Below are 22,933 nucleotides of genomic sequence, written 5' to 3'. Positions count from 1 at the left end.
ATACATGTGCGGAATCGTCGGTTACATCGGGAAGCGTGACGTCGCGCCCCTCCTCCTGGAGGGCCTCCAGCGCCTGGAGTACCGCGGCTACGACTCGGCGGGCATCGTCGTCACGTCCCCGAAGACGTCCGGCCTGAAGATGGTCAAGGCCAAGGGCCGCGTCCGCGACCTGGAGGCCAAGGTCCCGGCCCGCTTCAAGGGCACGACCGGCATCGCCCACACCCGCTGGGCCACCCACGGCGCCCCCTCGGACGTCAACGCGCATCCGCACCTGGACGCCGAGGGCAAGGTCGCCGTCGTCCACAACGGCATCATCGACAACGCCTCCGACCTGCGCCGCAAGCTGGAGGCGGACGGCGTCGAGTTCCTCTCCGAGACCGACACCGAGGTCCTCGTCCACCTCATCGCCCGCTCGCAGGCGACCAAGCTGGAGGACAAGGTCCGCGAGACCCTCCGGCTGATCGAGGGCACCTACGGCATCGCCGTCATGCACGCCGACTTCCCCGACCGGATCGTCGTCGCCCGCAACGGCTCCCCGGTCGTCCTCGGTATCGGCGAGAAGGAGATGTTCGTCGCCTCGGACATCGCCGCGCTGGTCGCCCACACGCGACAGATCGTCACGCTGGACGACGGCGAGATGGCCACCCTCAAGGCCGACGACTTCCGCACGTACACCACCGAGGGCACCCGCACCACCGCCGAGCCCACCACGGTCGAGTGGGAGGCCGCCTCCTACGACATGGGCGGCCACGACACCTACATGCACAAGGAGATCCACGAGCAGGCCGACGCCGTGGACCGCGTGCTGCGCGGCCGCATCGACGACCGCTTCTCCACCGTGCACCTGGGCGGCCTGAACCTGGACGCCCGCGAGGCCCGGCGGATCCGCCGCGTGAAGATCCTCGGCTGCGGCACCTCGTACCACGCGGGCATGATCGGCGCCCAGATGATCGAGGAACTGGCCCGCATCCCCGCCGACGCCGAGCCCGCCTCCGAGTTCCGCTACCGCAACGCGGTCGTCGACCCCGACACCCTCTACGTCGCGGTCTCCCAGTCCGGTGAGACCTACGACGTGCTGGCCGCCGTGCAGGAGCTGAAGCGCAAGGGCGCCCGCGTCCTGGGCGTGGTGAACGTGGTCGGCTCCGCGATCGCCCGTGAGGCGGACGGCGGCATCTACGTCCACGCGGGCCCCGAGGTCTGCGTGGTCTCCACCAAGTGCTTCACCAACACCACGGTGGCCTTCGCCCTGCTCGCCCTGCACCTCGGCCGCACCCGTGACCTGTCGGTGCGCGACGGCAAGCGGATCATCGAGGGCCTGCGCAAGCTGCCCGCCCAGATCGCCGAGATCATGGAGCACGAGGAGGACGTCAAGAAGCTGGCCCTGCAGTTCGCCGAGGCCCGCTCGATGCTCTTCATCGGCCGTGTCCGGGGCTACCCGGTGGCCCGCGAGGCCTCCCTGAAGCTCAAGGAGGTCTCCTACATCCACGCCGAGGCCTACCCCGCCTCCGAGCTCAAGCACGGTCCGCTGGCCCTGATCGAGCCGGCCCTCCCGACGGTCGCGATCGTCCCCGACGACGACCTGCTGGAGAAGAACCGCGCCGCCATGGAGGAGATCAAGGCCCGCAGCGGCAAGATCCTCGCGGTGGCCCACCAGCACCAGGAGAAGGCCGACGAGACGATCGTCGTCCCGAAGAACGAGGACGAGCTGGACCCGATCCTGATGGGCATCCCGCTCCAACTCCTCGCCTACCACACGGCCCTGGCCCTTGGGCGGGACATCGACAAGCCGCGCAACCTCGCAAAGTCGGTAACGGTCGAGTAGTTGGCCTCTGGGGGCGCGGGGAACTGCGCGACAAGCCCCCACGCACCCGCACAGGCCACTCAAAGAAGACGGACCCCCATGTGCCGCCACAGCACAGGGGGTCCGTTTTCATCGCCGGGAAGCCGCCCAACTCCCCAGCCTGCGCAGCTAACCGGTGGCCGTCACGCCCCGGCCGGCAGCGCGTCGCGGAACAGCAGTGGGCCAGTGCGCCGGCGCCGCAGTCGCCGCATACCAAGCCACCGCACCCGCGGCGACAGCGAACCAGCCCCCCACCTTCGCCAGCCCGTCGTTCTCCGCGAACACGGCGATCGCGAGCAGCACCAACGACACGAAGAGCAACCCGTACACGCCCTGCCCGAGCCGATCCCCGCCCGCGAGCGTCAGAGACAGCGCGACGAGGGCGAACAACAGCAGGAACAACCCTGCCTCGTTGCCGGACGCACCCTCGGACACGGCCCACGTGAACCACAGCGCCCCGAGCACCGAGAACGCCGTACCACCGGCGCCATCGCCCTCCCGCAGGGCAACCAGCCCCGCGACGAAGAGTCCGATGCCGCCCACGTACTGGGCGATTGACACGGCGTCGGCAGCCGATACGCCGTCGATCACAGAGGTATGCCCCAGCCCGAAGGCCAACAGGGTGATTCCCAGGGCGAGTCGACCGGCCACGGTCGTGATTCCACTTCCCGCGGAGACGTCTTTGTCCACGGCGGGCTCCCTTCGTGCATGTGCAGTTGTGCGGTGTTCCGTATATGCCCTTCACAAGGGCACAAACACTTCTACGCGCGAGTAGATTCGCGCGGTGCACAAGGGAGTTGCTCCTGCGTGAACGTCAGGGAATGACGATGACGGGCCGCTGTGCCCGCTTGGCGAGCCGCCCCGCGACCGAGCCGAAGAGGCGCCCCACTATGCCGTGGGTGGACCCGACGACGATCGCGTCGGCCTCGTACTCCCGGCCGACCTCTTCGAGTTCGTGGCAGATGTCACCGCCGCGCTCGACCAGGATCCAGGGCACCTCGGCGAGGTAGTCCGCACAGGCCAGTTCGAGACCGAGCACCTCGGTGCGGTGGTCCGGCACATCCACGAACACGGGCGGCTCGCAGCCGGCCCACACCGTGGTCGGCAGCCGGTTGGCGACGTGGACGATGATCAGGCCCGACCCGGAGCGATGGGCCATGCCGATCGCGTACGCCAGGGCGCGCTCACTGGACGTGGAGCCGTCGAAGCCGACGACGACCCCGTGCTTGAAGGCGGGATCGCAGGAATGGCGTGGCTCTTCCGCCGCCAGGGGCTCGGCCGCCGTGGGATCGGCGACGGGCCGCTTGCGGTCCGCGGGTTCGAAGAATTCGTGACCGGCCATGGCTGTCTCGGCGTCGTGATCCTTATACGGGAGGGACAACAATGTGCGGCGGAGCTGTGTCCGGGAATGGTCTTCCCAACCCCATACCCTCAAGGGTACGGCTGCACGCCTCCTTAGCCCATATCCCGCTCACGGTGCGTGCGGGTTCCAGGGAGCATGCACGAGGCACCGCCCGTAACGCAATGGTTGCTGCGTTGTACAGGCGGTTTGCACGGGATTCACTGACCCGCGGGGATCCGGGCAGCCAGTGACCGACTCCCCCGCCACGCGTTGAACCCCGTGAGTCACGCCACAGGGAGCATCATGTCCGGACCCCGCACCGCCGCCGAGGCGGACCGCGCGACCCCGCCGCCGCGGGACACCGCGACGGATGTGGTTCGCTGGGCTGCCTTCAGCTGCCTGCTCGTCCCGGTGGTGCTCCTCGGCTACGGCACCTCTCCCGCCGGCGCCGCCGGCGCGGCCCTCGGCCTCGCGGCCGTCACGGGCGCCTGCCAGGTCCTGCTGCGCCAGTCCGAGCGCGGCGCGGCCCGGCTCGCGGCCGAGGACCGGGCACCCCACCGGGGGCGGCACCACCGCACCGGAACGGGGTCGCACCGTGGCGGACGGCACACCGGAGGAGATACACCGGTCGGCTGACCGGTTTCCGCGCACACGCACGTTGGTTTTCAGCCAACTTCTCGCACCTGTGCATCACCCGGTCCAACCACCCCCCAACCCCCGTTCGACCTGCACGGAAAGGGCCTCGGGGGACCTGCGCACCCTACGTGGATTGGCCACTGCGACAAGGCGCACTTCCCTGCACGCCCCACGAGTGCAACGCTTCGTGATCGAATGCTTCACGCCAAGTTGCCAAGTCGACAATGTGCCGAGTGCCGAACCGGCCACGTCGGCGCGACGGGACACAGTAGATTCGATCTTGACTGTCTACGGCGGGGGACTCGTGCAGGACCGAGGGGAAACGTGCAGGAGCGACACAACCGAGGAGCCGCGACCACCGAGGGGGGCTTAGCAGTATGAGCCACGACTCCACTGCCGCGCCGGAAGCCGCGGCCCGGAAACTTTCCGGGCGACGCCGCAAGGAGATCGTCGCGGTGCTGCTGTTCAGCGGCGGCCCCATCTTCGAGAGTTCCATACCGCTGTCGGTGTTCGGGGTTGACCGCCAGGACGCCGGCGTACCGCGCTACCGCCTGTTGGTGTGCGGCGGCGAGGACGGTCCGCTACGGACCACCGGGGGACTCGAACTCACCGCACCACATGGCCTGGAAGCGATCTCACGCGCGGGCACGGTCGTCGTACCGGCCTGGCGTTCGATCACTTCTCCGCCACCGGAGGAGGCGCTCGACGCGCTGCGCCGCGCCCACGAGGAGGGCGCCCGCATCGTCGGGCTGTGCACCGGCGCCTTCGTCCTGGCGGCGGCGGGCCTGCTGGACGGCCGCCCCGCGACGACACACTGGATGTACGCACCGACGCTGGCCAAGCGCTACCCGTCGGTGCACGTGGACCCGCGTGAGCTGTTCGTCGACGACGGCGACGTGCTGACATCGGCGGGCACCGCCGCGGGCATCGATCTGTGCCTGCACATCGTGCGCACGGACCACGGCAACGAGGCGGCCGGGGCCCTGGCCAGGCGGCTCGTCGTGCCGCCGCGCCGCAGCGGCGGGCAGGAGCGCTACCTCGACAGGTCTTTACCGGAGGAGATCGGCGCCGACCCGCTCGCCGAGGTCGTCGCCTGGGCGCTGGAGCACCTCCACGAACAGTTCGACGTGGAGACACTGGCGGCACGCGCGTACATGAGCCGGCGTACGTTCGACCGCCGCTTCCGCTCGCTGACCGGGAGCGCGCCGCTGCAGTGGCTGATCACGCAGCGGGTGCTCCAGGCGCAGCGCCTGCTGGAGACATCGGACTACTCGGTGGACGAGGTGGCGGGGCGCTGCGGCTTCCGGTCGCCGGTCGCCCTGCGCGGGCACTTCCGCCGCCAGCTGGGCTCGTCCCCGGCCGCGTACCGGGCGGCGTACCGCGCCCGGCGCCCGCAGGGCGAGCGGCCCCAGGACACCGAGAGCGCACCGGGCGGCCACGGGTCCGGCATGGCGGGCCATCCGGGCCACGCGGGGCACCACGGCCAGGCGCCTGCCCCGCTGCACCCGGAGCACCCGGTGCCGCTGCAGTCCCGCCGTACGGCGGCGGCGAGCGCGGTCGGCCAGTCCCCGGCCCTGTCGGCGAGCCTGCCCGGGCAGCGCAGCGCGCCATGATCCGGTAGCCGGTACCGGTGGCCGCAGGGCCCGCGAGGAGCACGCCTCCCCGCGGGCCCTGCGGCTTTCCCGGCACGGGCGGCCCGGCCGGTGGCGGCGGGCCGTAAGGTTAGACACATGAACGATCGCATGGTGTGGATCGACTGCGAGATGACCGGCCTCTCGCTGTCGGACGACGCGCTCATCGAGGTGGCCGCCCTCGTGACCGATTCCGAGCTGAACGTGCTCGGTGAGGGCGTGGACATCGTCATCCGGCCGCCGGAGCAGGCGCTGGAGACGATGCCGGATGTGGTGCGTCAGATGCACACCGCCTCCGGGCTGCTCACCGAGCTGGCCGAGGGCACGACGCTGAAGGACGCCGAGGACCAGGTCCTGACGTACGTGAGGGAGTTCGTCAAGGAGCCGGGCAAGGCCCCGCTGTGCGGGAACTCCGTCGGCACGGACCGCGGTTTCCTGCTGCGCGACATGCCGACGCTGGAGAACTACCTCCACTACCGGATCGTCGACGTGTCGTCGGTCAAGGAGCTGGCCCGGCGCTGGTACCCGCGGGCGTACTTCAACAGCCCGCAGAAGAGCGGCAACCACCGTGCCCTCGCCGACATCCGCGAGTCGATCGCGGAGCTGCGGTACTACCGCGAGGCCGTGTTCGTCCCGCAGCCCGGCCCCGACTCGGACACCGCGAGGACGATCGCCGCGAAGCACGTCCTGCCTGCTCAGTAGGCAGGACGGGGGCCCGGCGGGGGGCGCCGCGAAAGCCGGGCGCGAGCACCCCTTCGGACCCTGTACACTTTTTCTCGGCCGGTCGGGGACATCACTGATCTCCAAGCCGGTCATGGTGGGTGTAGCTCAGCTGGTAGAGCACCTGGTTGTGGTCCAGGATGCCGCGGGTTCGAGTCCCGTCACTCACCCTGAGTATTCAGCCGGTGGCTTCGAAAGAGGCCACCGGCTGAAGCGTTTCCAGCGTGCCGATCGAGGTGGCGTCCGCGGGCCGGGACTACCGTCGGCGGCATGGACGGTGGACGCCCGGGATGGCGCGCGTGTGTGCTCAGCGGAGCGGTCTTCGCCGTCTGTATGGCCGGCACCACGCTGCCGACCCCCCTCTATCCCCTCTACCAGGGCAAGTTCGGCTTCTCCGAGCTGACGGTCACCGTGGTGTACGCCCTGTACGCATTCGCCGTGATCGGTGTGCTGCTGCTGGTCGGCGACGCCTCGGACGCCGTGGGCAGGCGACCGGTACTGCTGTGCGGCCTGGGCTTCGCGGCGGTGAGCGCCGCCTGCTTCCTGAGCGCCACCGGGCTCGGCTGGCTCTACGCGGGGCGGCTGCTGTCGGGGCTGTCCGCCGGGCTGTTCACCGGGGCCGCCACGGCGTACGTCATGGAGCTGGCCCCTGAGGGCGGCGCCTCCCGGGCCACGTTCGTGGCGACGGCGGCCAACATGGGCGGGCTGGGCTGCGGTCCGCTGCTCTCCGGGCTTCTCGCCGAGTACGCTCCCTGGCCGCTGTACCTGCCGTTCGTCACCCATCTCGCCCTGGTGGCCGCCTCGGCCGCCGTCCTGCTGCGGCTCGCGGAGACGGTACGGGAGCGGCGGCCGCTGCGCACCGTGCGCCCGCAGCGGCCCGCACTGCCCCCGCAGGTGCGCGCGGTGTTCGGGCCCGCCGCCACCGCCTCCTTCGTCGGGTTCGCCCTGTTCGGGGTATTCACCTCGGTCAGCCCGGCCTTCCTCGCGGAGTCCCTGGGCGTGGACGACCACGCCGTGAGCGGTCTGATCGTCGCGCTGGCCTTCTTCTCCTCGACGGCCGGGCAACTGGCGGTCGGCCGGGTCGGCGTACGGCGCTCCCTCCCGCTGGGCTGCGCCGTCCTCCTCGCCGGGCTGGCACTGCTCGCCGGCGCGCTGCGATGGGACCAGATGTCCCTGCTGATCGCCAGCGCGCTCGTCGGCGGAGTCGGTCAGGGCCTGGCGTTCCGGGGCGCTCTGGCCGACGTGGCCGAGGCCTCTCCCGAGCGCCGGCGCGCGGCGGTGATCTCGACTCTGTTCGTGGTGGCCTACACGGGCATCTCCCTCCCCGTGATCGGCGTCGGCCTCCTGACCGGGCCGATCGGCCTGGAGGGCGCGGGGCTGGTGTTCATCGCGTGCATGGCCGTCCTGGTCGTGACGGCGGCGGTGTATCTGCTGCGCCGACCGGCACCGGCCCGGGTGTGAGGGCGTGCGATCGTGAGGCCATGGGCGAGCTGGTGGAGCGGGTCGACGAGCAGGACCGGGTGCTGGGCGTGGTCGACCGGGAGGAGGCGATCCGGAGCGGCTGGCTGCACCGGGTCGCCACGACCGTGTGCCGTGATCCGCAGGGGCGCGTGCTGGTGCACCGAAGGCCGGAGCACGTGTCCCGGTTCCCGGGCCGCTACGACTGGCTGATCGGCGGAGGCGTCGAGGCCGGGGAGTCCTACGAGGCGGCAGCGGCCCGGGAGATCGCGGAGGAACTGGGTGTCCGGGTGCCCGTGCGGTTCGTGTTCAAGTTCCTGTGCCCTGGGGCGATCAGCCCGTACTGGCTCGGGGTGCATGAGGCCGTCGTCACCCGGCCCCTCACCCCCGACCCGTCCGAGATCGCCTGGCACGGCTGGTTCAGTGAGGAGGAGCTGCATGCGGCGCTCCGGATCCGGCTGTTCGTGCCCGACGGTGTGGACGCCTTGCGGCGCCATCCCGGTTTCACCCCACCCCCCGCCGCCACGCCGCGGTCAACTCCCCCACCCCTGTGAACCGTTCATGCGGGTCGGTCCGGGTGGCCCGTCGTCACGAAGACGACCGGGACACCAGCTCCGTGGCCAGGACCATCTGGCGGCGCTCCAGGCCCCGGGACGCGAGCGGGCGGCGGTCGGCGACCTCCGTGAGCAGGAGGTCTATCATCCGGCGGCCCATCTCCTCTATGGGCTGGCGGACGCTGGTGAGGGGCGGTTCCATGTGGCGGGCGATGGCGGAGTCGTCGTAGCCGACGAGCGCCACGTCCTCCGGGATGCGGCGGCCCGCCTCGCGCAGCGCCCGGCGGGCGCCGGACGCGGTGACGTCGGAGGCGGCGAAGACAGCGTCCACGTCCGGGTGGCGCTCCAGCAGGGCGGTCATGGCCCGGTGTCCGCCCTCCTCGGTGAAGTCCCCCGCCTCGATCATCCCCTCGTCCACCGCGTGGCCGGCGTCGCGCATGGCCTCGCGGTAGCCGTCGACACGGCGCTGCGCACCGTAGACGTCGAGGCGGCCGGTGATGTGGGCTATCCGGCTGCGGCCCCGGGACAGCAGATGCTCCACGGCCTGGCGGGCGCCGCCGTAGTTGTCCGAGTCGACCGACGGCAGGGTCTCCGCCGACGAGCGCGGGCCACTGATCACCGCCGGTATCTCCAGCTGGGCCAGCAGATCGGGGAGCGGGTCGTCCGCGTGCACCGAGACCAGCAGGACACCGTCCACGCGGTGGGCCGCCAGGTACTGGGCGAGGCGGGCGCGTTCGCGGTCGCTGCCCGCGAAGATCAGCAGCAGCTGCATCTCCGTGTCGGACAGTGCCGCCCCGACACCCTTCAGCATGTCCGAGAAGTACGGCTCCGCGAAGAACCGGGTCTCGGGCTCGGGCACGACCAGCGCGATCGCGTCCGTACGGTTGGCGGCCAGGGCGCGGGCCGCGGTGTTGGGGACGTAGCCGAGCTCCGCGACCGCCGCCTCGACGGCCGCGCGGGTCGCGTCGCTGACGCGGGGCGAGCCGTTGATCACCCGCGAGACGGTGCCGCGGCCGACACCGGCGCGCGCCGCCACCTCTTCGAGGGTGGGCCGACCACCACTTCGGCCCCGCGCTCCGTGGGTTGCCATGGGCTCCGCCTTCCCGTCCACACCCGCACTCTGCGACTGGCCTGGAATTTAACAGGCCCGTCAGCCGGATGACCGCCGCCGAGGGCCCGCCGCCCCCGGCCTTCCGCTTCGCCCGGACGAGCCGGTACGACCGGCACCTGGCCGGCTCGGTACCACCGGCCCGGGCCCCAACCGGTCACGGTCCGGGTCCAGTTAACAGCCCGATAACTGAACGCATCTCCCCCTGTCCGGTCCCTTGACACCCCCGCCACGACCGGGGACTCTTCAACACATCATCGGTGGGAGCGCTCCCACACTACCTGACACATACACAACCCGCACGTTCCCCGCCCGAGCCTTAAGCGCGTAAAACGGTCCGACGATGCAGTTGGCCGGGGGGTCGGCACGTCAGGGCAACAGGAGGACGACATGCGAGCACGCATCCGAACCGCCCGCAAGGCGATGGTCGTCGCGGCCGTCGCGTCGCTGGGCGCCGGGCTGCTGGCCGGCTGTGCCGACGACGGCGGAGGCGACGGCTCCTCGTCGGGCGGCGGCAGCGGCGACAGCAGCGGCAAGACCACGATCTCGGTGGGTCTGTTCGGCACGATGGGCTTCAAGGAAGCCGGTCTCTACGCCGAGTACGAGAAGCTCAACCCGAAGATCAAGATCGCCGAGAACGTCGTCGAGCGGAACGAGAACTACTACCCGGCGCTGCTGAACCACCTCACCACCAACAGCGGCCTGCTGGACGTCCAGGCCGTCGAAGTGGCCAACATCGCCGAGGTCACGGCCACCCAGGCCGACAAGCTCGAGGACATGTCCAAGGCTCCGGGCGTGGACAAGAGCAAGTGGCTGGACTGGAAGTGGCAGCAGGCCACCACCAAGGACGGCAAGACCATCGGCCTCGGCACCGACGTCGGCCCGATGGCCATCTGTTACCGCACGGACCTCTTCAAGCAGGCCGGTCTGCCCACCGACCCGGCCGAGGTCGGCAAGCTGTGGGCCGGCGACTGGGCCAAGCTCGTCAGCGTAGGTGAGCGTTACAAGTCGAAGGCGCCCAAGGGGACCTTCTTCATGGACTCCCCCGGCGGTCTGATCCAGGCGATCCTGGGCAGCGAGAAGGAGAAGTTCTACGACGCCTCCGGCGAGGTCATCTACAAGACCAACCCGGCCGTCAAGGCCGCCTTCGACCTGACCGCGGAGGCCGCCAAGAAGGGCCTCGTCCAGTCGCAGACGCAGTTCCAGCCGGGCTGGAACTCCACGATCGCCAACAACAAGTTCGCCACCATCGCCTGCCCGCCCTGGATGCTCGGCACGATCAAGGGCAACTCCAAGCCGGACGCGGCCGGCAAGTGGGCCGTGGCCACCGCGCCCAAGGGCGCCAACTGGGGCGGCTCCTTCCTCACCGTGCCGAAGAGCGGCAAGAACGTGAAGGAGGCCCAGAAGTTCGTGGCCTGGCTGACCGCGCCGGAGCAGCAGGCGAAGCTGTTCAAGGTGCAGGGCAGCTTCCCGAGCACCCCGTCCGCGTACACCATGCCCGAAGTCACGGGCGCCAAGAACGAGATGACGGGTGACCAGGCGATCGGCGAGATCTTCGCCGAGGCCGCCAAGGGCGCTCCGGTCCAGGTGATCGGCCCGAAGGACCAGATCATCATGCAGGGCCTGACGGACAACGGCGTGATCCTGGCGACGAAGGGCAAGTCGGCCAAGGAGGCCTGGGACTCCGCCACCAAGACCATCGACAACAAGCTGGACCAGTGACCCGAATGGCCACCCGTCACGACACCACCGCGCCCCCCGTGAAGGGGGGCGCGGCCCCGGGCCGCCCGCCCGAAGACGCCGCAGAGAAGGAGCGGCGGCGCCGGGACCGGCTGTCCCGGCGCTGGCAGCGGGACATCCGCTGGAGCCCGTACGCGTTCGTGTCCCCGTTCTTCCTGTTGTTCGTCGCGTTCGGCCTGTTCCCGCTGATCTACACGGGCTGGGCCTCGCTGCACCAGGTGGAGCTGACCGCGCCCACCGACATGAACTGGGTCGGGCTGCGCAACTACACCCGGATCTTCGACGACGACTTCTTCTGGAACGCGGCGAAGAACACCCTGACCATCGGCATCATCTCCACCGTTCCGCAGCTGCTGATGGCGATGGGCATCGCCCACATCCTCAACTACAAGCTGCGGGCCTCGACGTTCTTCCGGGTCGCGATGCTCGCGCCGTACGCGACGTCGATCGCCGCCGCCTCACTGGTGTTCGTGCTGCTCTTCGGCCGTGACTACGGCATGATCAACTGGGGGCTCGACGCGGTCGGCATCAACCCGGTCGACTGGCAGAACGACAAGTGGCCCTCGCAGTTCGCCGTCTCGACGATCATCATCTGGCGCTGGACCGGCTACAACGCGCTGATCTACCTGGCAGCGATGCAGGCGATCCCCCAGGACCTCTACGAGTCGGCTGCCCTGGACGGGGCCAACCGCTGGCAGCAGTTCATCCATGTGACGCTGCCGGCGCTGCGCCCGACGATCCTGTTCACCGTGGTCGTGTCGACGATCGGGGCGAGCCAGGTCTTCGGCGAGCCGCTGCTGTTCGACGCCAACAAGGGCACCTCCGGCGGCGCGGAGCACCAGTTCCAGACGCTCGGCCTGTATCTGTACGAGCAGGGCTGGGTCGCCCAGCACCTGGGCCGTGCCTCGGCGATCGCCTGGACGATGTTCCTGATCCTGATCGTCATCGGCATCGTCAACTACGTCATCTCGCGCCGGCTGCGCGCCAGTAGTTAGGAGTTCGGCCGTGACGACGACTGTGACGCCACCCGACGCGAAACCCGCCACCCAGGGGCCCAAGCGCCCGCGCCGGCCGAAGTCCGCGCGGGCCGGCGGAACCCTGCACGGCGGCCCGATCGCCTACGCGATCCTCATCGTGTTCACGCTCGTTTCGCTGTTCCCGCTGGTGTGGACGGCGATCGCCGCCTCCCGCGACAACCAGCGGCTCGCCCAGACGCCGCCGCCGTTCTGGTTCGGCTCGGGCCTGTTCGACAAGCTGGAGATCGCCTGGAACGACGCCAATCTGGGCGAGGCGTTCTTCAACACCACGATCGTCGCGGGCACTTCGGCGCTGACCATCGTCTTCCTGTCGACGATCGCCGGTTTCGCCTTCGCCAAGCTGCGGTTCCGGGGCCGTGGCGCGCTGATGCTGATCGTGATCGGCACCATGATGGTGCCGCCGCAGCTGAGTGTGATCCCGCTGTACATGATGGTCGCCAAGCTCGACTGGACCGACCAGTTGCAGGCGGTGATCCTCCCGTCGCTGGTGAGCGCGTTCGGCGTGTTCTTCATGCGTCAGTACCTGATCCAGGCGCTGCCGGACGAGATCATCGAGGCGGCCCGCGTGGACGGCGCGAGCAGCTGGCGCGTGGTGTGGCACGTGGTGTTCCCGGCGGCCAGGCCTGCGATGGCCGTGCTCGGGATGCTGACGTTCGTGCAGACCTGGAACGACTTCATGTGGCCGTTCCTGGTCCTGACCCAGATGGGCAACCCGACCGTACAGGTCGCGGTCGCGGGCCTGGGCCGCGGCTACACCCCCGACCAGTCCCTGATCATGGCCGGCGCACTGCTGGGCACGCTGCCGCTCCTGATCGTCTTCGCGATCTTCGGCAAGCAGATCGTGGGCGGCATCATGCAGGGCGCCGTCAAGGGCTGATCTTCCCCGGGGGCCGGACCAGCGCCGCTCCGGCCCCTGTTCTCTCCTCCCCCTCCCCTCCACCATCGGTCTCGACGACCCCTTTGGGAGCGCTTCCATGCCTGACTCCGAGAACCCGGCCACTCCGGTGACCTTCCCGCCCGCCTTCCTGTGGGGCGCGGCGACGTCCGCGTACCAGATCGAGGGTGCGGTGCGGGAGGACGGTCGTACGCCGTCGATCTGGGACACCTTCAGCCATACGCCGGGCAAGACGGCCGGCGGCGAGACCGGTGACATCGCTGTCGACCACTACCACCGCTACCGCGACGACGTGGCTCTGATGGCGGAGCTGGGGCTGGGCGCCTACCGCTTCTCCATCTCCTGGTCGCGGGTGCAGCCGACCGGCCGGGGCCCTGCCGTGCAGAAGGGTCTGGACTTCTACCGGCGGCTGGTGGACGAGCTGCTGGCCAAGAACATCAAGCCGGCCGTCACCCTCTACCACTGGGACCTGCCGCAGGACCTGGAGGACGCGGGCGGCTGGCCGGAGCGCGACACGGCGTACCGGTTCGCGGAGTACGCGCAGATCGTCGGAGAGGCGCTGGGCGACCGGGTGGAGCAGTGGATCACGCTCAACGAGCCGTGGTGCAGCGCGTTCCTCGGCTATGCCTCCGGTGTGCACGCCCCGGGCCGTACGGACCCGGCGGCCTCGCTGCGTGCGGCGCACCACCTGAACCTGGCGCACGGGCTGGGCGCGTCCGCGCTGCGCTCGGTGATGCCGGCCCGCAACACGGTCGCGGTCAGCCTCAACTCGTCGGTGGTGCGGCCGCTTTCGCAGGACCCGGCGGATCTGTCGGCGGCCCGGCGGATCGACGACCTGGCCAACGGCGTGTTCCACGGGCCGATGCTGCACGGCTCCTACCCGGAGTCGCTGTACGTGGCGACGGCGGGTCTGACGGACTGGGACTACGTCCTCGACGGCGACCTGACGCTGATCAACCAGCCGCTGGACGCGCTGGGCCTCAACTACTACACGCCCGCGCTGGTCTCGGCGGCGGACGCGTCGGCGAAGGCGCCGCGCGCCGACGGCCACGGGGCGAGCGACCACTCGCCGTGGCCGGCCGCGGACGACGTCGCCTTCCACCAGACGCCGGGCGACCGCACGGAGATGGGCTGGACGATCGACCCGACCGGTCTGCACGAGCTGATCATGCGCTACACCCGGGAGGCGCCCGGCCTGCCGCTGTACATCACGGAGAACGGCGCGGCCTACGACGACAAGATCGACTCGGACGGCCGGGTGCACGACCCGGAGCGGGTGGCCTACCTCCACGGCCACCTGTCGGCGGTCCGCCGGGCGATCGCCGACGGCGCGGACGTCCGCGGCTACTACCTGTGGTCCCTGATGGACAACTTCGAGTGGTCGTACGGCTACGGCAAGCGCTTCGGCGCGGTCTACGTGGACTACGCGACGCTGGAACGCACCCCGAAGACGAGCGCCCACTGGTACGGCCGGGCGGCCCGGACCGGGGCGCTGCCCGAGGTCGAGGCGGTCTGACCGACGGGGGACCGGGGCGCGGCACGATTAGGGGAGTGCCGCGCCCCGCTCCGCCTCAGCGGTGGGTGCCCGACAGGAGCCGGCGGGTCGTCTCCACGCCCCACCGGTCCAGGGACAGCAGGCGGTCGCTGGAGGCCATGAGGCCCCCGGTGGACTCCACATGGGCGGCCCACCGTTCGCGGGTCTCGACCGCCGGGCGGGCCATCAGGCAGTCCGGGTCGTTGATCCAGAGACGGTGGTGCTGCCACTGGCGGGCCACTCCCGTGAACTCGGCCGGGTCCTGGCCGGGTTGGCTGTAGTCATCGGCCTCGGGGCGGCGGTGGGGGGCCGTGTCGGGGCTGACGCGCATCGCGTCGAACAGGCCGATGGAGGGCAGGACGGGCGCGCCGCAGCCCAGGAGGTAGGCGTCCTCGCCGATCGCCTCGCGGATCAGGGCGATGCCGGCGCGGTAGGCGGTGAGGGCGTCGGCGTCCGCGTGGCGTACGCCGTCCAGGGCGCCCGCGTAGAGGAAGTCGGTCTTGAAGTAGTCGTAGCCTTCCGCGCGCAGGGTCGTGAAGACCTCGGTCAGGTATGCCGCCGCATCCGGGTGGGTGGTGTCCAGGACGCGCAGGTCGTGGCCCCAGTTGCGGCCGGCGTGCGCGAAGCCGCCGGTGGTGTCGCGGACCAGCCAGTCGGGGTGCGCGGCGGCGAGTTCGCTCGCCGGGTCGACGAGGAACGGGGCTGTCCAGATGCCGGCGCGGCGGCCGCGGGAGCGGATCTTCTCGGCGATCCCGGCGCGGGAGCGGAAGCGGCCGGAGAGGGTGAGCCAGTCGCCGAGGGCCTGCTGGTAGCCGTCGTCGATCTGGACGACGTCGACGGGCAGGTCGAGGGTGTCCATCGCGCGGAGGTTCTCGTGGATGTCGTCCTCGGTGACGGCGGTGAAGTACTCGTACCAGGAGCACCAGACGGTCGGTTCCGGGCGGGGGGCGGCGAGGCCGAGGCCGGCGGCCCAGTCGCCCAGGACCGACGGGATGTCCGGGCCGGTCCACTCCTTCACCGGGCCGTCGGCGCTGATCTCGGCGGCCTGCCCGTCCTCGGTGGCCAGCCGGATCGACGGCACCTCACGGGTCGGCTCGGCCGCCGCCCAGAGCCGGACCGGTGAGCCGTCGCCGGGGTCGAGCGCGAGCAGGCCCTCACCCTGGAAGGTGCCGGCGGGGGCGGTGACCCCGGGGCGGTAACAGACCGTGGCCCAGTTGGCGTTGGCGGGGCGGTGGGGTGCCGCGTCCAGGGCGTAGGCGCCGCTGGGGCTCCAGGACTGCCAGCCCTCCTCGTGGACGCGTGCCCTGCGCGGGTTCACCGGCACGGAGGCGACCGGGGTGAAGGGGTGGACCACGGCGGTTCTCTTTCAGGGAACGGGCGTCAGCCCTTGTTGGCGCCCAGCGTGAGGCCGCTGACGAACTGGCGCTGGAGTGTGAAGTACACGATCAGGGTGGGGATCGCGGTGAGCAGGGCGCCGGCGGCGACCAGGTTGGGGTCGGTGAAGTACTGGCCGGAGAGGTTGTTCAGCGCCGAGGTGATCGGCATGTTCTCGCCGGTGGAGATCAGCACGATCGCCCAGAAGAAGTCGTTGTAGATCCAGATGGACAGCAGGGTGGCGAGGGCGGCCATCGCGGGCTTGCACAGCGGCAGCACGATCTGCCAGTACAGACGCCACACGGAGGCGCCGTCGACCAGGGCGGCCTCGGTGAGCTCGTGGGGCAGGGAGCGCATGTAGTTGCTCAGCACGAAGGCGCAGAATCCGGACTGGAACGCCACGTGGATGAGGACCAGGCCGAGCGCGGAGTCGTAGAGCTTGCCGCTCATGGTGATGCCGGGCAGGTCGATCAGCAGGTAGAGCCGGTACAGCGGGGTGATGATGACCTGCTGGGGCAGCAGGTTGCCGGCGGTGAACACCAGCAGCAGGAAGAGGTTGACCCGGAAGTCGAAGCGGCTGACGTAGAAGGCGACCATCGACGACAGCAGCAGCGTCAGCAGCACGGCCGGGACCGCGATGAGCAGCGTGGTCCCGAAGTAGTGCAGCATGTCCGACTGCTGGAAGGCGTTCGTGAAGTTGTCGAAGGTGAGCTTGTCGGGCCAGGAGACATAGCCCTTGTCGCTGGTCTCCGCATAAGGCCGCATCGCCGCGAGCAGGGCCCACAGCAGGGGCGCGAGCCAGGCCAGCGCCGTGACGACGAGGAAGGTGTGCAGCAGGATCCGGGCGGGGCGGATCGGGGTGCGCTGCTTGCGCGGGGCGCTCAGGGTACTCATGCGCGCCGCTCCTTCCGGAAGGTGGCGATCAGATACGGGATGATCACCGCGAGCGAGATCACCAGCAGGACGACGGCGATCGCGGAGCCGTATCCGATGCGGCTGGACTCGCCGATGATGTTGTTGGTCACCAGGATCGACAGCAGCTCGGTGCCCTGGGCGCCCTTGTTGAAGACGAAGACCAGGTCGAAGGCGCGCAGCGCCTCGATGATCGTGACGACCAGGACGACGGTGTTGGTGGGCCGCAGGGTCGGGAAGATGACGTTCTTGAACGTCTGCCACTCGCTGGCGCCGTCCAGGGCGGAGGCCTCGCGCAGGGCGGGGTCGACGCCCTTGAGGCCGGCCAGGTAGAGGATCATCATGTAGCCGGCGTGCCGCCAGGAGGCGGCCACGAGGATCGCCCAGAGGTTGAGGTCCGGGTCGCCGATCCAGTCGATGTAGTGGCCGGGCTTGTTGGCGCCGATCAGGCTGTTGATCAGGCCCGTGTCCGGGTTGTAGATCAGCTGCCAGACGAACCCGATGACCGCCAGCGACATCACGACCGGCAGGAAGAACGCGGTCTGGTAGACGCGGCTGAAGCGGATCTTCTTGTCCAGCTGCACGGCGAGGAACAGGCCGAAGGGCGTGGGCAGCAGGATGAGCACCACGAACCAGATCACGTTGTGCTCGACGGCGGGCCAGAACTGCGGGTTGCTGGTGAACAGTTCCCTGAAGTTCTGCAGCCCGACCCACTTGATGGAGTCGAAGCCGATGCCGTCCCAGGTGGTGAAGGCCAGCGCGATCGAGGCGAGGGCCGTCAGCCACACCAGGGTGACGTGCAGGATCGTCGGCACGCCCGCCATCAGGCCGAGCGTGATGCGGTCGCGGCGGGTGAGCAGACGCCGGTGGCCGTGGGGCGTCTTGGCGGGTCGGGACGTGGGGCCGGGCCCCGGAGCCGGCGGGGCGGCCGGCTCCGGAGCCTTCGCGGGGGTGGCAGTCATGTCAGGTCCGAGTCGTCGAGTCTCCGTTCGGTCAGGAGGAGGCGAAGATCGTCTTCTTCTGGCGTTCGATCGACGAGAGGATGCTGTCGATGTTCTTCGGGTTGCGGACGAAGTTCTGCAGCGCGGGCTGCATCACCGTGGCGGTGAAGTCCGGGCGGGAGTCGCGGTCCATGAACTGCGTCAGGCTCTTCGCGGCGGAGATCATCTCGTAGGACTTCTTCTGCAGCGCGGTGTAGGAGGAGGTGTCGGCCTTGGTGGAGGCGGCCACCACGCTGGAGTCGGCCTTGAGGTAGATCTGCTCGGCCTCGGGGGTGCCCAGGTACTCCAGGAGCTTGACGGCGCCGTCGCGGTTCTTCGGGGCCTTGGAGAGCATGAAGCCGTCGGTGGGCGCCTCGACGGTGTCCTGCCCGAACTGCGGGTCGATCTCCGGGAACGCGAAGAAGTCCAGGTCGTCCAGGTCGGCCTTGTTCGTGAACTGCTGGCCGACGAAGGTGCCCAGGAGGTACATGCCCGCCTTCTTGGCCACCAGTGTCTGCGCCGCGTCCTGCCAGGTGCGGCCCACCGCGCCCTCCTGGTGGTAGGGCAGGAGCTCCGTCCAGTGGTCGAAGACCTTGCGCACCTTGGGGTCGGTCCAGGAGGCCTTGCCGGCCATCAGCTCGACGTGGAAGTCGTAGCCGTTGGTGCGGAAGTTGATCTGGTCGAAGGTGCCCATCGCGGGCCAGGCGTCCTTGTCGCCGAAGGCGATCGGGACCAGCCCGTCCTTCTGCATGCGCTTGCACAGGGCGACGAAGTCGTCCCAGGTGGTGGGGACCTTGTAGCCGTGCTGGGCGAAGACGCTCTTGCGGTAGAACACCGCCCACGGGTACGTGTACAGCGGCACGAAGTAGTACTTGCCGTCCTCGCCCTTGCTGAGCTTCTGCATCGCCTCGGGGAAGTTGCCGCCGATCTTCTGCCACACGTCGTCGATGGGCGTGGCCAGCTTCTTCGAGGCGAAGAACTGCATGCGGTAGCCGGCGAACCAGGTGAACACGTCGTCGGGCGTGCCCTGCAGGTAGGAGTTGATCTGCTCCTGGAACGTGTTGTGGTCCTTGGTGTTCACGTCGACCTTGATGCCGGACTTCTTGGTGAAGGCGGCGTAGATCTCCGCGAACGCCTTCTTCGGCACGGCGTCGGACGAGTTGGAGCCGAGACTGACCGTCTTCGGGTCGGCGGAAGAGCCGCTGCCGCCGCAGGCGCTCAGCAGGGGTATGCCGGCGCCGAGCAGGGCCGCTCCGCCCACGCCGCGCAGCACGGTGCGGCGGCTGGGAACGGGGAGGGAGACACCGGTGGGAGAGAGGTCGTGCATGGACGGCTCCTGAAGGCAGGGTTCGGCCACGAGGGTGTGGCGTGAATTCCAGTCGCAATCGACCAGAAATCAACTTGACCGAACACGGTGGCGCAATGACAGCCGCATGTCCGGTCATGCGTCAAGAGCCGTTGCCTTCATTTGTCGAAACGTGACCGTCCCGTGAAGACGGCGTCATGGGAGCGCTCAGTGGGACCGGGAGCGGTTGTATACGGCGGCGAGCCTGCCGGGGCGGCGCCGCCGCAGTTGCCGGTGCCCGCTGCTCGCGGGGGAACGGCCGTCCAGCTGGATCCAGATCCGCACCTCGGTGCCGCCGAGCACCGAGGAGCCGATCCGCACGTCCCCGCCGGTGGACTCCGCGAGCCGGCGCACGATGTCCAGACCGAGCCCGGTGGAGCCGTCGCTGCCGGAGCCGCGGCCCCGCGCCATGGCGGCCTCCGGGTCGGGTATGCCGGGGCCCGCGTCGGAGACGAGGACGATCACCGCGTCCTCGCCGTTGTGCACGTCGACCGCGAAGGCGGTGCCCTCCGCGGTGTGCCGGAAGACGTTCCCCAGCAGCGCGTCGAGTGCGGCGGCCAGGTCGGCACGGGCCACGGGTATGCGCACCGGCCGGTCGGCCCCGGCCACCCGCCACTTGCGGCCCTCGTCCTCCGCGAGCGCCGACCAGAACGCCATCCGCTCCCGGACCACCTCGGCCGCGTCGCACCCGGCGCCCGGACCGGCCGCGGCCGTCTGCGGTTTGGCCTCCCGGGCCGTACGGATGATGGTGTCGACCTCGCGCTCCAGGTGCTCGACCGCGGTCCGGGTCTGGTCGGCGGCGGGCCCCTCACCGAGCGAGGCGGTGTTGAGCCGCAGCACGGTCAGGGGCGTGCGCAGCCGGTGGGACAGGTCGGCCGCGAGCTCCCGCTCGTTGGCCAGGAGCTGGACGACCTGGTCGGCCATCGCGTTGAAGGCGACCGCCGCGAGCCGCAGTTCGCTCGGGCCTTCCTCGGGCACGCGGGCGCCGAGCCGGCCCTCCCCCAGGTCGTGCGCCCCTTCGACCAGGCGCCGCGCGGGCCGGACCATGCGCACGCCCAGCCGGTCGGCGACCGCGACCGATCCGAGGATCAGCGCCACCCCGACCCCGGCGAGCACCGCCCAGGCGGTCCCCACGCCGTTGGTGACGTCGGACTCCGGCACGTACACCTCGACGACCGCGATCTCGCCGGTGCTGAGCGCGACCGGCTGGAGCAGCGTCGAGCCGCCGGTGACACCGGTGGTGGAGGCACGGCCCAGCTTCCGCACGGCCGCGATGTCCTCGTCGGCGGCGCGCCGGCGTCCGAGCTCCAGGGCCTCCCGGCCGTCGCCCGCCGGGAGGTGCACGGCCATCCCGGCGTCGGAACCGGCGGAGGCGACGACCCGCTCGAGCTGGTCGCGGTCGGTGGTGATGGACAGGGCGGGGGCAACGGCCGCGGCTTCCCGCTCGGCATTGGAGAAGGCCCGGTCGCGGGCCATCTCGCGGATGACGAGCCCGAGCGGCACCGCGAAGGCGACCACGACCATGGTGGTCACCGCCAGCGACACCTTGACCAGGGCCCACCTCATCGCGGAGCCTCCGCCCCGGGTGGTTCGAGCTTCACGCCGACGCCCCGCAGGGTGTGCAGATAGCGCGGGTTCGCCGCCGTCTCGCCCAGTTTCCTGCGCAGCCAGGACAGGTGGACGTCGATGGTCTGGTCGTCGCCGTAGGACTGCTGCCACACCTCGGCGAGGAGTTCCTTGCGGGGGACGACGACGCCGGGCCTGCGGGCCAGGAAGGCGAGCAGGTCGAACTCGCGGCGGGTGAGGTCGAGCCGCGCGCCGTCCAGCTCGGCCTGGCGGCGCAGTGGGTCGACGGTCAGGCCGCCGACCCGGATCACGGGGGACGGCTCCCCCGCTCCGGCGCCGGAGCGGGCGCGGCGCAGCACGGCCGCCATGCGGGCCGAGAGGTGCTCGACCGAGAAGGGCTTGGTCAGGTAGTCGTCCGCCCCGGCGTTCAGCAGCCGGACGATCTCCGTCTCGTCGTCCCGGGCGGTGGCGACGATCACCGGCACGTCCGTGATCCCGCGCAGCATCTTCAGGGCCTCGGACCCGTCGAGATCGGGCAGCCCGAGATCCAGGATCACCACGTCGAAGCGGACGTGGGCGACCTCGCGCAGCGCCTCCAGCGCCGTCCCGACACTGCGCACGGTGTGCGAGGCGTCGGTCAGGTGCCGGATCAGCGCCGAGCGTACGAACTGGTCGTCCTCGACCACGAGCACACTTGCCATGCGCCGCACCGTACGCCATCTCGAACAGCCGGGTGCGGGCCTGTGGACAACTCCCCGGCGGTGGGCAACGGGCCACGGTGGGACCCGGTTTGTGGACAACGCGTGGGACGCGTGAGGCAGTATGGCCCGCGATGCGCAGAGGACTCGTACACGTACTGGCCTGGCTGCTCGCCACGGGCGCGGCGGTCACGCTGTCGTGGTGGGGTGTCCACACCGTGATGGCGGGGACGGCCTACGACCCGCCGCGCGCCCTGCCCATCAAGGCCGCCGACGCGTTCACGCGGGAGCCCAGGGCGCCGGCCACGCCGACGGAACGAACGCCTGAGCCGAAGCGGCGGGAGCCTGGCACGCCCGCGGCGACCAGGAAACCGAGCCCCGCCACCACGCCGTCGGCCGGCACGGCTCCCGCCGCGTCCGGCCGGGTGAAGAGCTATGACACCGACGGCGGCCGGGCGGTCTTCGACCTCGGGAAGACCTCCGCCTCCCTCGTCTCGGCGACGCCCGGGGCGGGCTGGTCGATGCAGGTGTGGAAGACGGAGTCGTGGATCCGCGTGGAGTTCGCCTCGGGCGCGGACCGGGTGTCGGTGTTCTGCACCTGGCACGACGGCCCGCCCCGGGTGGAGATCGGGACCTACTGAGTGCCGTACGCGGTCATCTGAACACCGACGCGGGCGGCGCGGGCGACGCCACCGCCGCGAGGTCCGTGACGGGCACGGCCCCTCCGGTGAAGTCCGTGAGCGTCCTGCCGTGCTCGACGCGGGCGGGGTGCGGGTCGGAGGCGGCGAGGCGGGTCAGTTCGGCGACGGGCAGGGGATGGTCGGAGCCGACCAGGACGGCGTTGCCGAAGCGCTTGCCGCGCAGCACCGCCGGATCTGCGACCAGCGCGAGCTGCCCGAAGCGGGTGGCGGCGGTGGCGATCTGGCCACGCAGGTGCGCGAGCGGCGGTCCGTCGGCGAGGTTGGCGGCGTAGACACCGCCGGGCTTGAGGGCCCTGCGCACGTCGTCGAGGAACTCGGTCGAGGTCAGGTGGGCCGGTGTCCGGGCCCCGCTGAAGACGTCGGTGATGACCAGGTCCGCCCAGCCGTCCGGCACCTTGGCGAGGCCCTCGCGGGCGTCGGCGGACCGCACCCGGATGCGGGCGTTCGGATCCAACGGCAGCTCGCGGCGGACCAGTCGGACGAGGGCACCGTCCCGTTCGACGACCTGCTGGGTGGAGCGGGGCCGGGTGGCGGCGACGTAGCGGGCGAGGGTGAGGGCGCCGCCGCCGAGGTGCACGGCGTGCACGGGCCGGCCGGGCGGGGCGGCGAGGTCGATCACGTGGCCGAGGCGGCGCTGGTACTCGAAGGACAGGTACGCCGGGTCGTCCAGGTCGACGTGCGACTGGGGGGCTCCGTCGATCACCAGGGTCCAGGCCCGGGCCCGTTCGCGGTCGGGGATCAGCTCGGCGAGCCCGCCGTCGACACTCTCGACGACGGCCTCGACACCGGCCTGTCTGCGCCGGCCGCCGCCCTTGGACTTTCCCATGAGCTCATTATCAGGGCGGGCCGCTAAGCGGGGCGT

21 protein-coding genes and 1 tRNA gene are annotated in these 22,933 nt (G+C 70.5%); 12 read left to right on the top strand and 10 right to left on the bottom strand.

The features are described from left to right. The first annotated feature begins 4 nt into the window (after positions 1-4). Positions 5-1,822 carry a glutamine--fructose-6-phosphate transaminase (isomerizing) gene (gene glmS / locus IO24_RS0100385; RefSeq protein ID WP_031130489.1) on the top strand — a complete coding sequence of 606 codons (1,818 nt, stop codon included), beginning with the start codon at positions 5-7 and terminating at the stop codon, positions 1,820-1,822. Between the two features lie 147 nt (positions 1,823-1,969). On the opposite strand, the gene IO24_RS0100380 is transcribed toward glmS, so the two are convergent. Together IO24_RS0100380 and IO24_RS0100375 are read right to left on the bottom strand one after the other, a co-directional pair. After that, positions 1,970-2,530 (bottom strand): GPR1/FUN34/YaaH family transporter, encoded by a 561-nt coding sequence (locus IO24_RS0100380; protein ID WP_031130487.1) that lies wholly within the window; start codon positions 2,528-2,530, stop codon positions 1,970-1,972. A gap of 124 nt (positions 2,531-2,654) precedes the next feature. Continuing rightward, a complete protein-coding gene (locus IO24_RS0100375; protein WP_031130484.1) occupies positions 2,655-3,182 on the bottom strand; it encodes a universal stress protein in 528 nt (175 codons plus the stop codon). Between the two features lie 303 nt (positions 3,183-3,485). Between IO24_RS0100375 and IO24_RS0100370 the strand changes: the two genes are divergently transcribed. The 6 genes from IO24_RS0100370 to IO24_RS0100345 all read left to right on the top strand — a co-directional run bounded on the left by IO24_RS0100370 (position 3,486) and on the right by IO24_RS0100345 (position 8,181). Beyond that, a complete protein-coding gene (locus IO24_RS0100370; RefSeq protein WP_031130482.1) occupies positions 3,486-3,818 on the top strand; it encodes a hypothetical protein in 333 nt (110 codons plus the stop codon). 377 nt (positions 3,819-4,195) lie between these two features. Beyond that, the gene (locus IO24_RS0100365) at positions 4,196-5,431 is read left to right on the top strand and encodes a helix-turn-helix domain-containing protein (RefSeq protein ID WP_031130480.1); all 1,236 of its coding nucleotides are present in this window, start codon (positions 4,196-4,198) and stop codon (positions 5,429-5,431) included. A gap of 117 nt (positions 5,432-5,548) precedes the next feature. Beyond that, entirely contained in the window at positions 5,549-6,151 is a 603-nt protein-coding gene (gene orn, locus IO24_RS0100360; RefSeq protein WP_031130478.1) for an oligoribonuclease, read from the top strand. Between the two features lie 115 nt (positions 6,152-6,266). After that, positions 6,267-6,339 (top strand) — tRNA-His (locus IO24_RS0100355). 100 nt (positions 6,340-6,439) lie between these two features. Further along, positions 6,440-7,630 carry an MFS transporter gene (locus IO24_RS0100350; RefSeq protein WP_031130475.1) on the top strand — a complete coding sequence of 397 codons (1,191 nt, stop codon included), beginning with the start codon at positions 6,440-6,442 and terminating at the stop codon, positions 7,628-7,630. Between the two features lie 20 nt (positions 7,631-7,650). Next, positions 7,651-8,181, top strand: coding sequence for an NUDIX hydrolase (locus tag IO24_RS0100345; RefSeq protein WP_031130473.1), 531 nt, complete (start codon positions 7,651-7,653; stop codon positions 8,179-8,181). A 34-nt stretch (positions 8,182-8,215) separates the two neighbouring features. Here the strand turns inward: IO24_RS0100345 and IO24_RS0100340 are convergent, their stop codons facing one another. Then, complete coding sequence (locus tag IO24_RS0100340; protein ID WP_031130471.1) at positions 8,216-9,271, bottom strand: LacI family DNA-binding transcriptional regulator; 1,056 nt, start codon at positions 9,269-9,271, stop codon at positions 8,216-8,218. 408 nt (positions 9,272-9,679) lie between these two features. On the opposite strand from IO24_RS0100340, the gene IO24_RS0100335 reads away from it, so the two are divergent. The 4 genes from IO24_RS0100335 to IO24_RS0100320 all read left to right on the top strand — a co-directional run bounded on the left by IO24_RS0100335 (position 9,680) and on the right by IO24_RS0100320 (position 14,477). After that, a complete protein-coding gene (locus IO24_RS0100335; protein WP_031130470.1) occupies positions 9,680-11,011 on the top strand; it encodes an ABC transporter substrate-binding protein in 1,332 nt (443 codons plus the stop codon). A 5-nt stretch (positions 11,012-11,016) separates the two neighbouring features. Then, the gene (locus IO24_RS0100330) at positions 11,017-12,024 is read left to right on the top strand and encodes a carbohydrate ABC transporter permease (RefSeq protein ID WP_031130468.1); all 1,008 of its coding nucleotides are present in this window, start codon (positions 11,017-11,019) and stop codon (positions 12,022-12,024) included. A 10-nt stretch (positions 12,025-12,034) separates the two neighbouring features. Continuing rightward, the gene (locus tag IO24_RS0100325) at positions 12,035-12,943 is read left to right on the top strand and encodes a carbohydrate ABC transporter permease (RefSeq protein WP_031130466.1); all 909 of its coding nucleotides are present in this window, start codon (positions 12,035-12,037) and stop codon (positions 12,941-12,943) included. A gap of 97 nt (positions 12,944-13,040) precedes the next feature. Continuing rightward, a complete protein-coding gene (locus IO24_RS0100320) occupies positions 13,041-14,477 on the top strand; it encodes a GH1 family beta-glucosidase (RefSeq protein ID WP_031130464.1) in 1,437 nt (478 codons plus the stop codon). Positions 14,478-14,532: 55 nt separating this feature from the next. Here the strand turns inward: IO24_RS0100320 and IO24_RS0100315 are convergent, their stop codons facing one another. The 6 genes from IO24_RS0100315 to IO24_RS0100290 form a co-directional block, all read right to left on the bottom strand. Next, positions 14,533-15,849: a glycoside hydrolase family 36 protein gene (locus IO24_RS0100315; RefSeq protein WP_031130463.1), complete on the bottom strand. Its 1,317-nt coding sequence runs from the start codon at positions 15,847-15,849 to the stop codon at positions 14,533-14,535. Positions 15,850-15,875: 26 nt separating this feature from the next. Continuing rightward, a complete protein-coding gene (locus tag IO24_RS0100310) occupies positions 15,876-16,763 on the bottom strand; it encodes a carbohydrate ABC transporter permease (protein WP_031130461.1) in 888 nt (295 codons plus the stop codon). Continuing rightward, entirely contained in the window at positions 16,760-17,743 is a 984-nt protein-coding gene (locus IO24_RS0100305; protein ID WP_031130458.1) for a carbohydrate ABC transporter permease, read from the bottom strand. The genes IO24_RS0100310 and IO24_RS0100305 overlap by 4 nt, the downstream gene beginning before the upstream one ends. Positions 17,744-17,774: 31 nt before the next feature. Next, positions 17,775-19,088, bottom strand: coding sequence for an ABC transporter substrate-binding protein (locus tag IO24_RS0100300; protein ID WP_031130456.1), 1,314 nt, complete (start codon positions 19,086-19,088; stop codon positions 17,775-17,777). A 186-nt stretch (positions 19,089-19,274) separates the two neighbouring features. Beyond that, positions 19,275-20,672, bottom strand: a complete 1,398-nt coding sequence (locus tag IO24_RS0100295) for a sensor histidine kinase (RefSeq protein ID WP_031130454.1) — start codon at positions 20,670-20,672, stop codon at positions 19,275-19,277. Continuing rightward, positions 20,669-21,373, bottom strand: coding sequence for a response regulator transcription factor (locus IO24_RS0100290; RefSeq protein ID WP_031130452.1), 705 nt, complete (start codon positions 21,371-21,373; stop codon positions 20,669-20,671). The genes IO24_RS0100295 and IO24_RS0100290 overlap by 4 nt, the downstream gene beginning before the upstream one ends. Positions 21,374-21,504: 131 nt before the next feature. Between IO24_RS0100290 and IO24_RS0100285 the strand changes: the two genes are divergently transcribed. After that, positions 21,505-22,011, top strand: a complete 507-nt coding sequence (locus IO24_RS0100285; protein ID WP_031130450.1) for a hypothetical protein — start codon at positions 21,505-21,507, stop codon at positions 22,009-22,011. Between the two features lie 13 nt (positions 22,012-22,024). On the opposite strand, the gene IO24_RS0100280 is transcribed toward IO24_RS0100285, so the two are convergent. Continuing rightward, positions 22,025-22,897 carry a spermidine synthase gene (locus IO24_RS0100280; protein WP_031130448.1) on the bottom strand — a complete coding sequence of 291 codons (873 nt, stop codon included), beginning with the start codon at positions 22,895-22,897 and terminating at the stop codon, positions 22,025-22,027. Between the last annotated feature and the right edge of the window lie 36 nt (positions 22,898-22,933).

Origin of the sequence: Streptomyces flavovariabilis, assembly GCF_000725785.1 — a bacterium.
GTDB lineage: Bacteria > Actinomycetota > Actinomycetes > Streptomycetales > Streptomycetaceae > Streptomyces > Streptomyces hawaiiensis.
Note: the sequence above shows the minus strand (reverse complement) of the source record. Positions and strands in the feature narration are given on the sequence as shown.

Excerpts from the sequence above, each read along its gene's own strand:
- IO24_RS0100320 (WP_031130464.1), top strand. The coding sequence starts at position 13,041 with ATGCCTGACTCCGAGAACCCGGCCACTCCGGTGACCTTCCCGCCCGCC.
- IO24_RS0100290 (WP_031130452.1), bottom strand. The coding sequence starts at position 21,373 with ATGGCAAGTGTGCTCGTGGTCGAGGACGACCAGTTCGTACGCTCGGCG.
- IO24_RS0100310 (WP_031130461.1), bottom strand. The coding sequence starts at position 16,763 with ATGAGTACCCTGAGCGCCCCGCGCAAGCAGCGCACCCCGATCCGCCCC.
- IO24_RS0100305 (WP_031130458.1), bottom strand. The coding sequence starts at position 17,743 with ATGACTGCCACCCCCGCGAAGGCTCCGGAGCCGGCCGCCCCGCCGGCT.
- glmS (WP_031130489.1), top strand. The coding sequence starts at position 5 with ATGTGCGGAATCGTCGGTTACATCGGGAAGCGTGACGTCGCGCCCCTC.
- IO24_RS0100365 (WP_031130480.1), top strand. The coding sequence starts at position 4,196 with ATGAGCCACGACTCCACTGCCGCGCCGGAAGCCGCGGCCCGGAAACTT.
- IO24_RS0100345 (WP_031130473.1), top strand. The coding sequence starts at position 7,651 with ATGGGCGAGCTGGTGGAGCGGGTCGACGAGCAGGACCGGGTGCTGGGC.
- IO24_RS0100330 (WP_031130468.1), top strand. The coding sequence starts at position 11,017 with ATGGCCACCCGTCACGACACCACCGCGCCCCCCGTGAAGGGGGGCGCG.
- IO24_RS0100285 (WP_031130450.1), top strand. The coding sequence starts at position 21,505 with ATGCGCAGAGGACTCGTACACGTACTGGCCTGGCTGCTCGCCACGGGC.
- IO24_RS0100340 (WP_031130471.1), bottom strand. The coding sequence starts at position 9,271 with ATGGCAACCCACGGAGCGCGGGGCCGAAGTGGTGGTCGGCCCACCCTC.
- IO24_RS0100375 (WP_031130484.1), bottom strand. The coding sequence starts at position 3,182 with ATGGCCGGTCACGAATTCTTCGAACCCGCGGACCGCAAGCGGCCCGTC.
- orn (WP_031130478.1), top strand. The coding sequence starts at position 5,549 with ATGAACGATCGCATGGTGTGGATCGACTGCGAGATGACCGGCCTCTCG.
- IO24_RS0100370 (WP_031130482.1), top strand. The coding sequence starts at position 3,486 with ATGTCCGGACCCCGCACCGCCGCCGAGGCGGACCGCGCGACCCCGCCG.
- IO24_RS0100280 (WP_031130448.1), bottom strand. The coding sequence starts at position 22,897 with ATGGGAAAGTCCAAGGGCGGCGGCCGGCGCAGACAGGCCGGTGTCGAG.
- IO24_RS0100335 (WP_031130470.1), top strand. The coding sequence starts at position 9,680 with ATGCGAGCACGCATCCGAACCGCCCGCAAGGCGATGGTCGTCGCGGCC.
- IO24_RS0100350 (WP_031130475.1), top strand. The coding sequence starts at position 6,440 with ATGGACGGTGGACGCCCGGGATGGCGCGCGTGTGTGCTCAGCGGAGCG.
- IO24_RS0100300 (WP_031130456.1), bottom strand. The coding sequence starts at position 19,088 with ATGCACGACCTCTCTCCCACCGGTGTCTCCCTCCCCGTTCCCAGCCGC.
- IO24_RS0100295 (WP_031130454.1), bottom strand. The coding sequence starts at position 20,672 with ATGAGGTGGGCCCTGGTCAAGGTGTCGCTGGCGGTGACCACCATGGTC.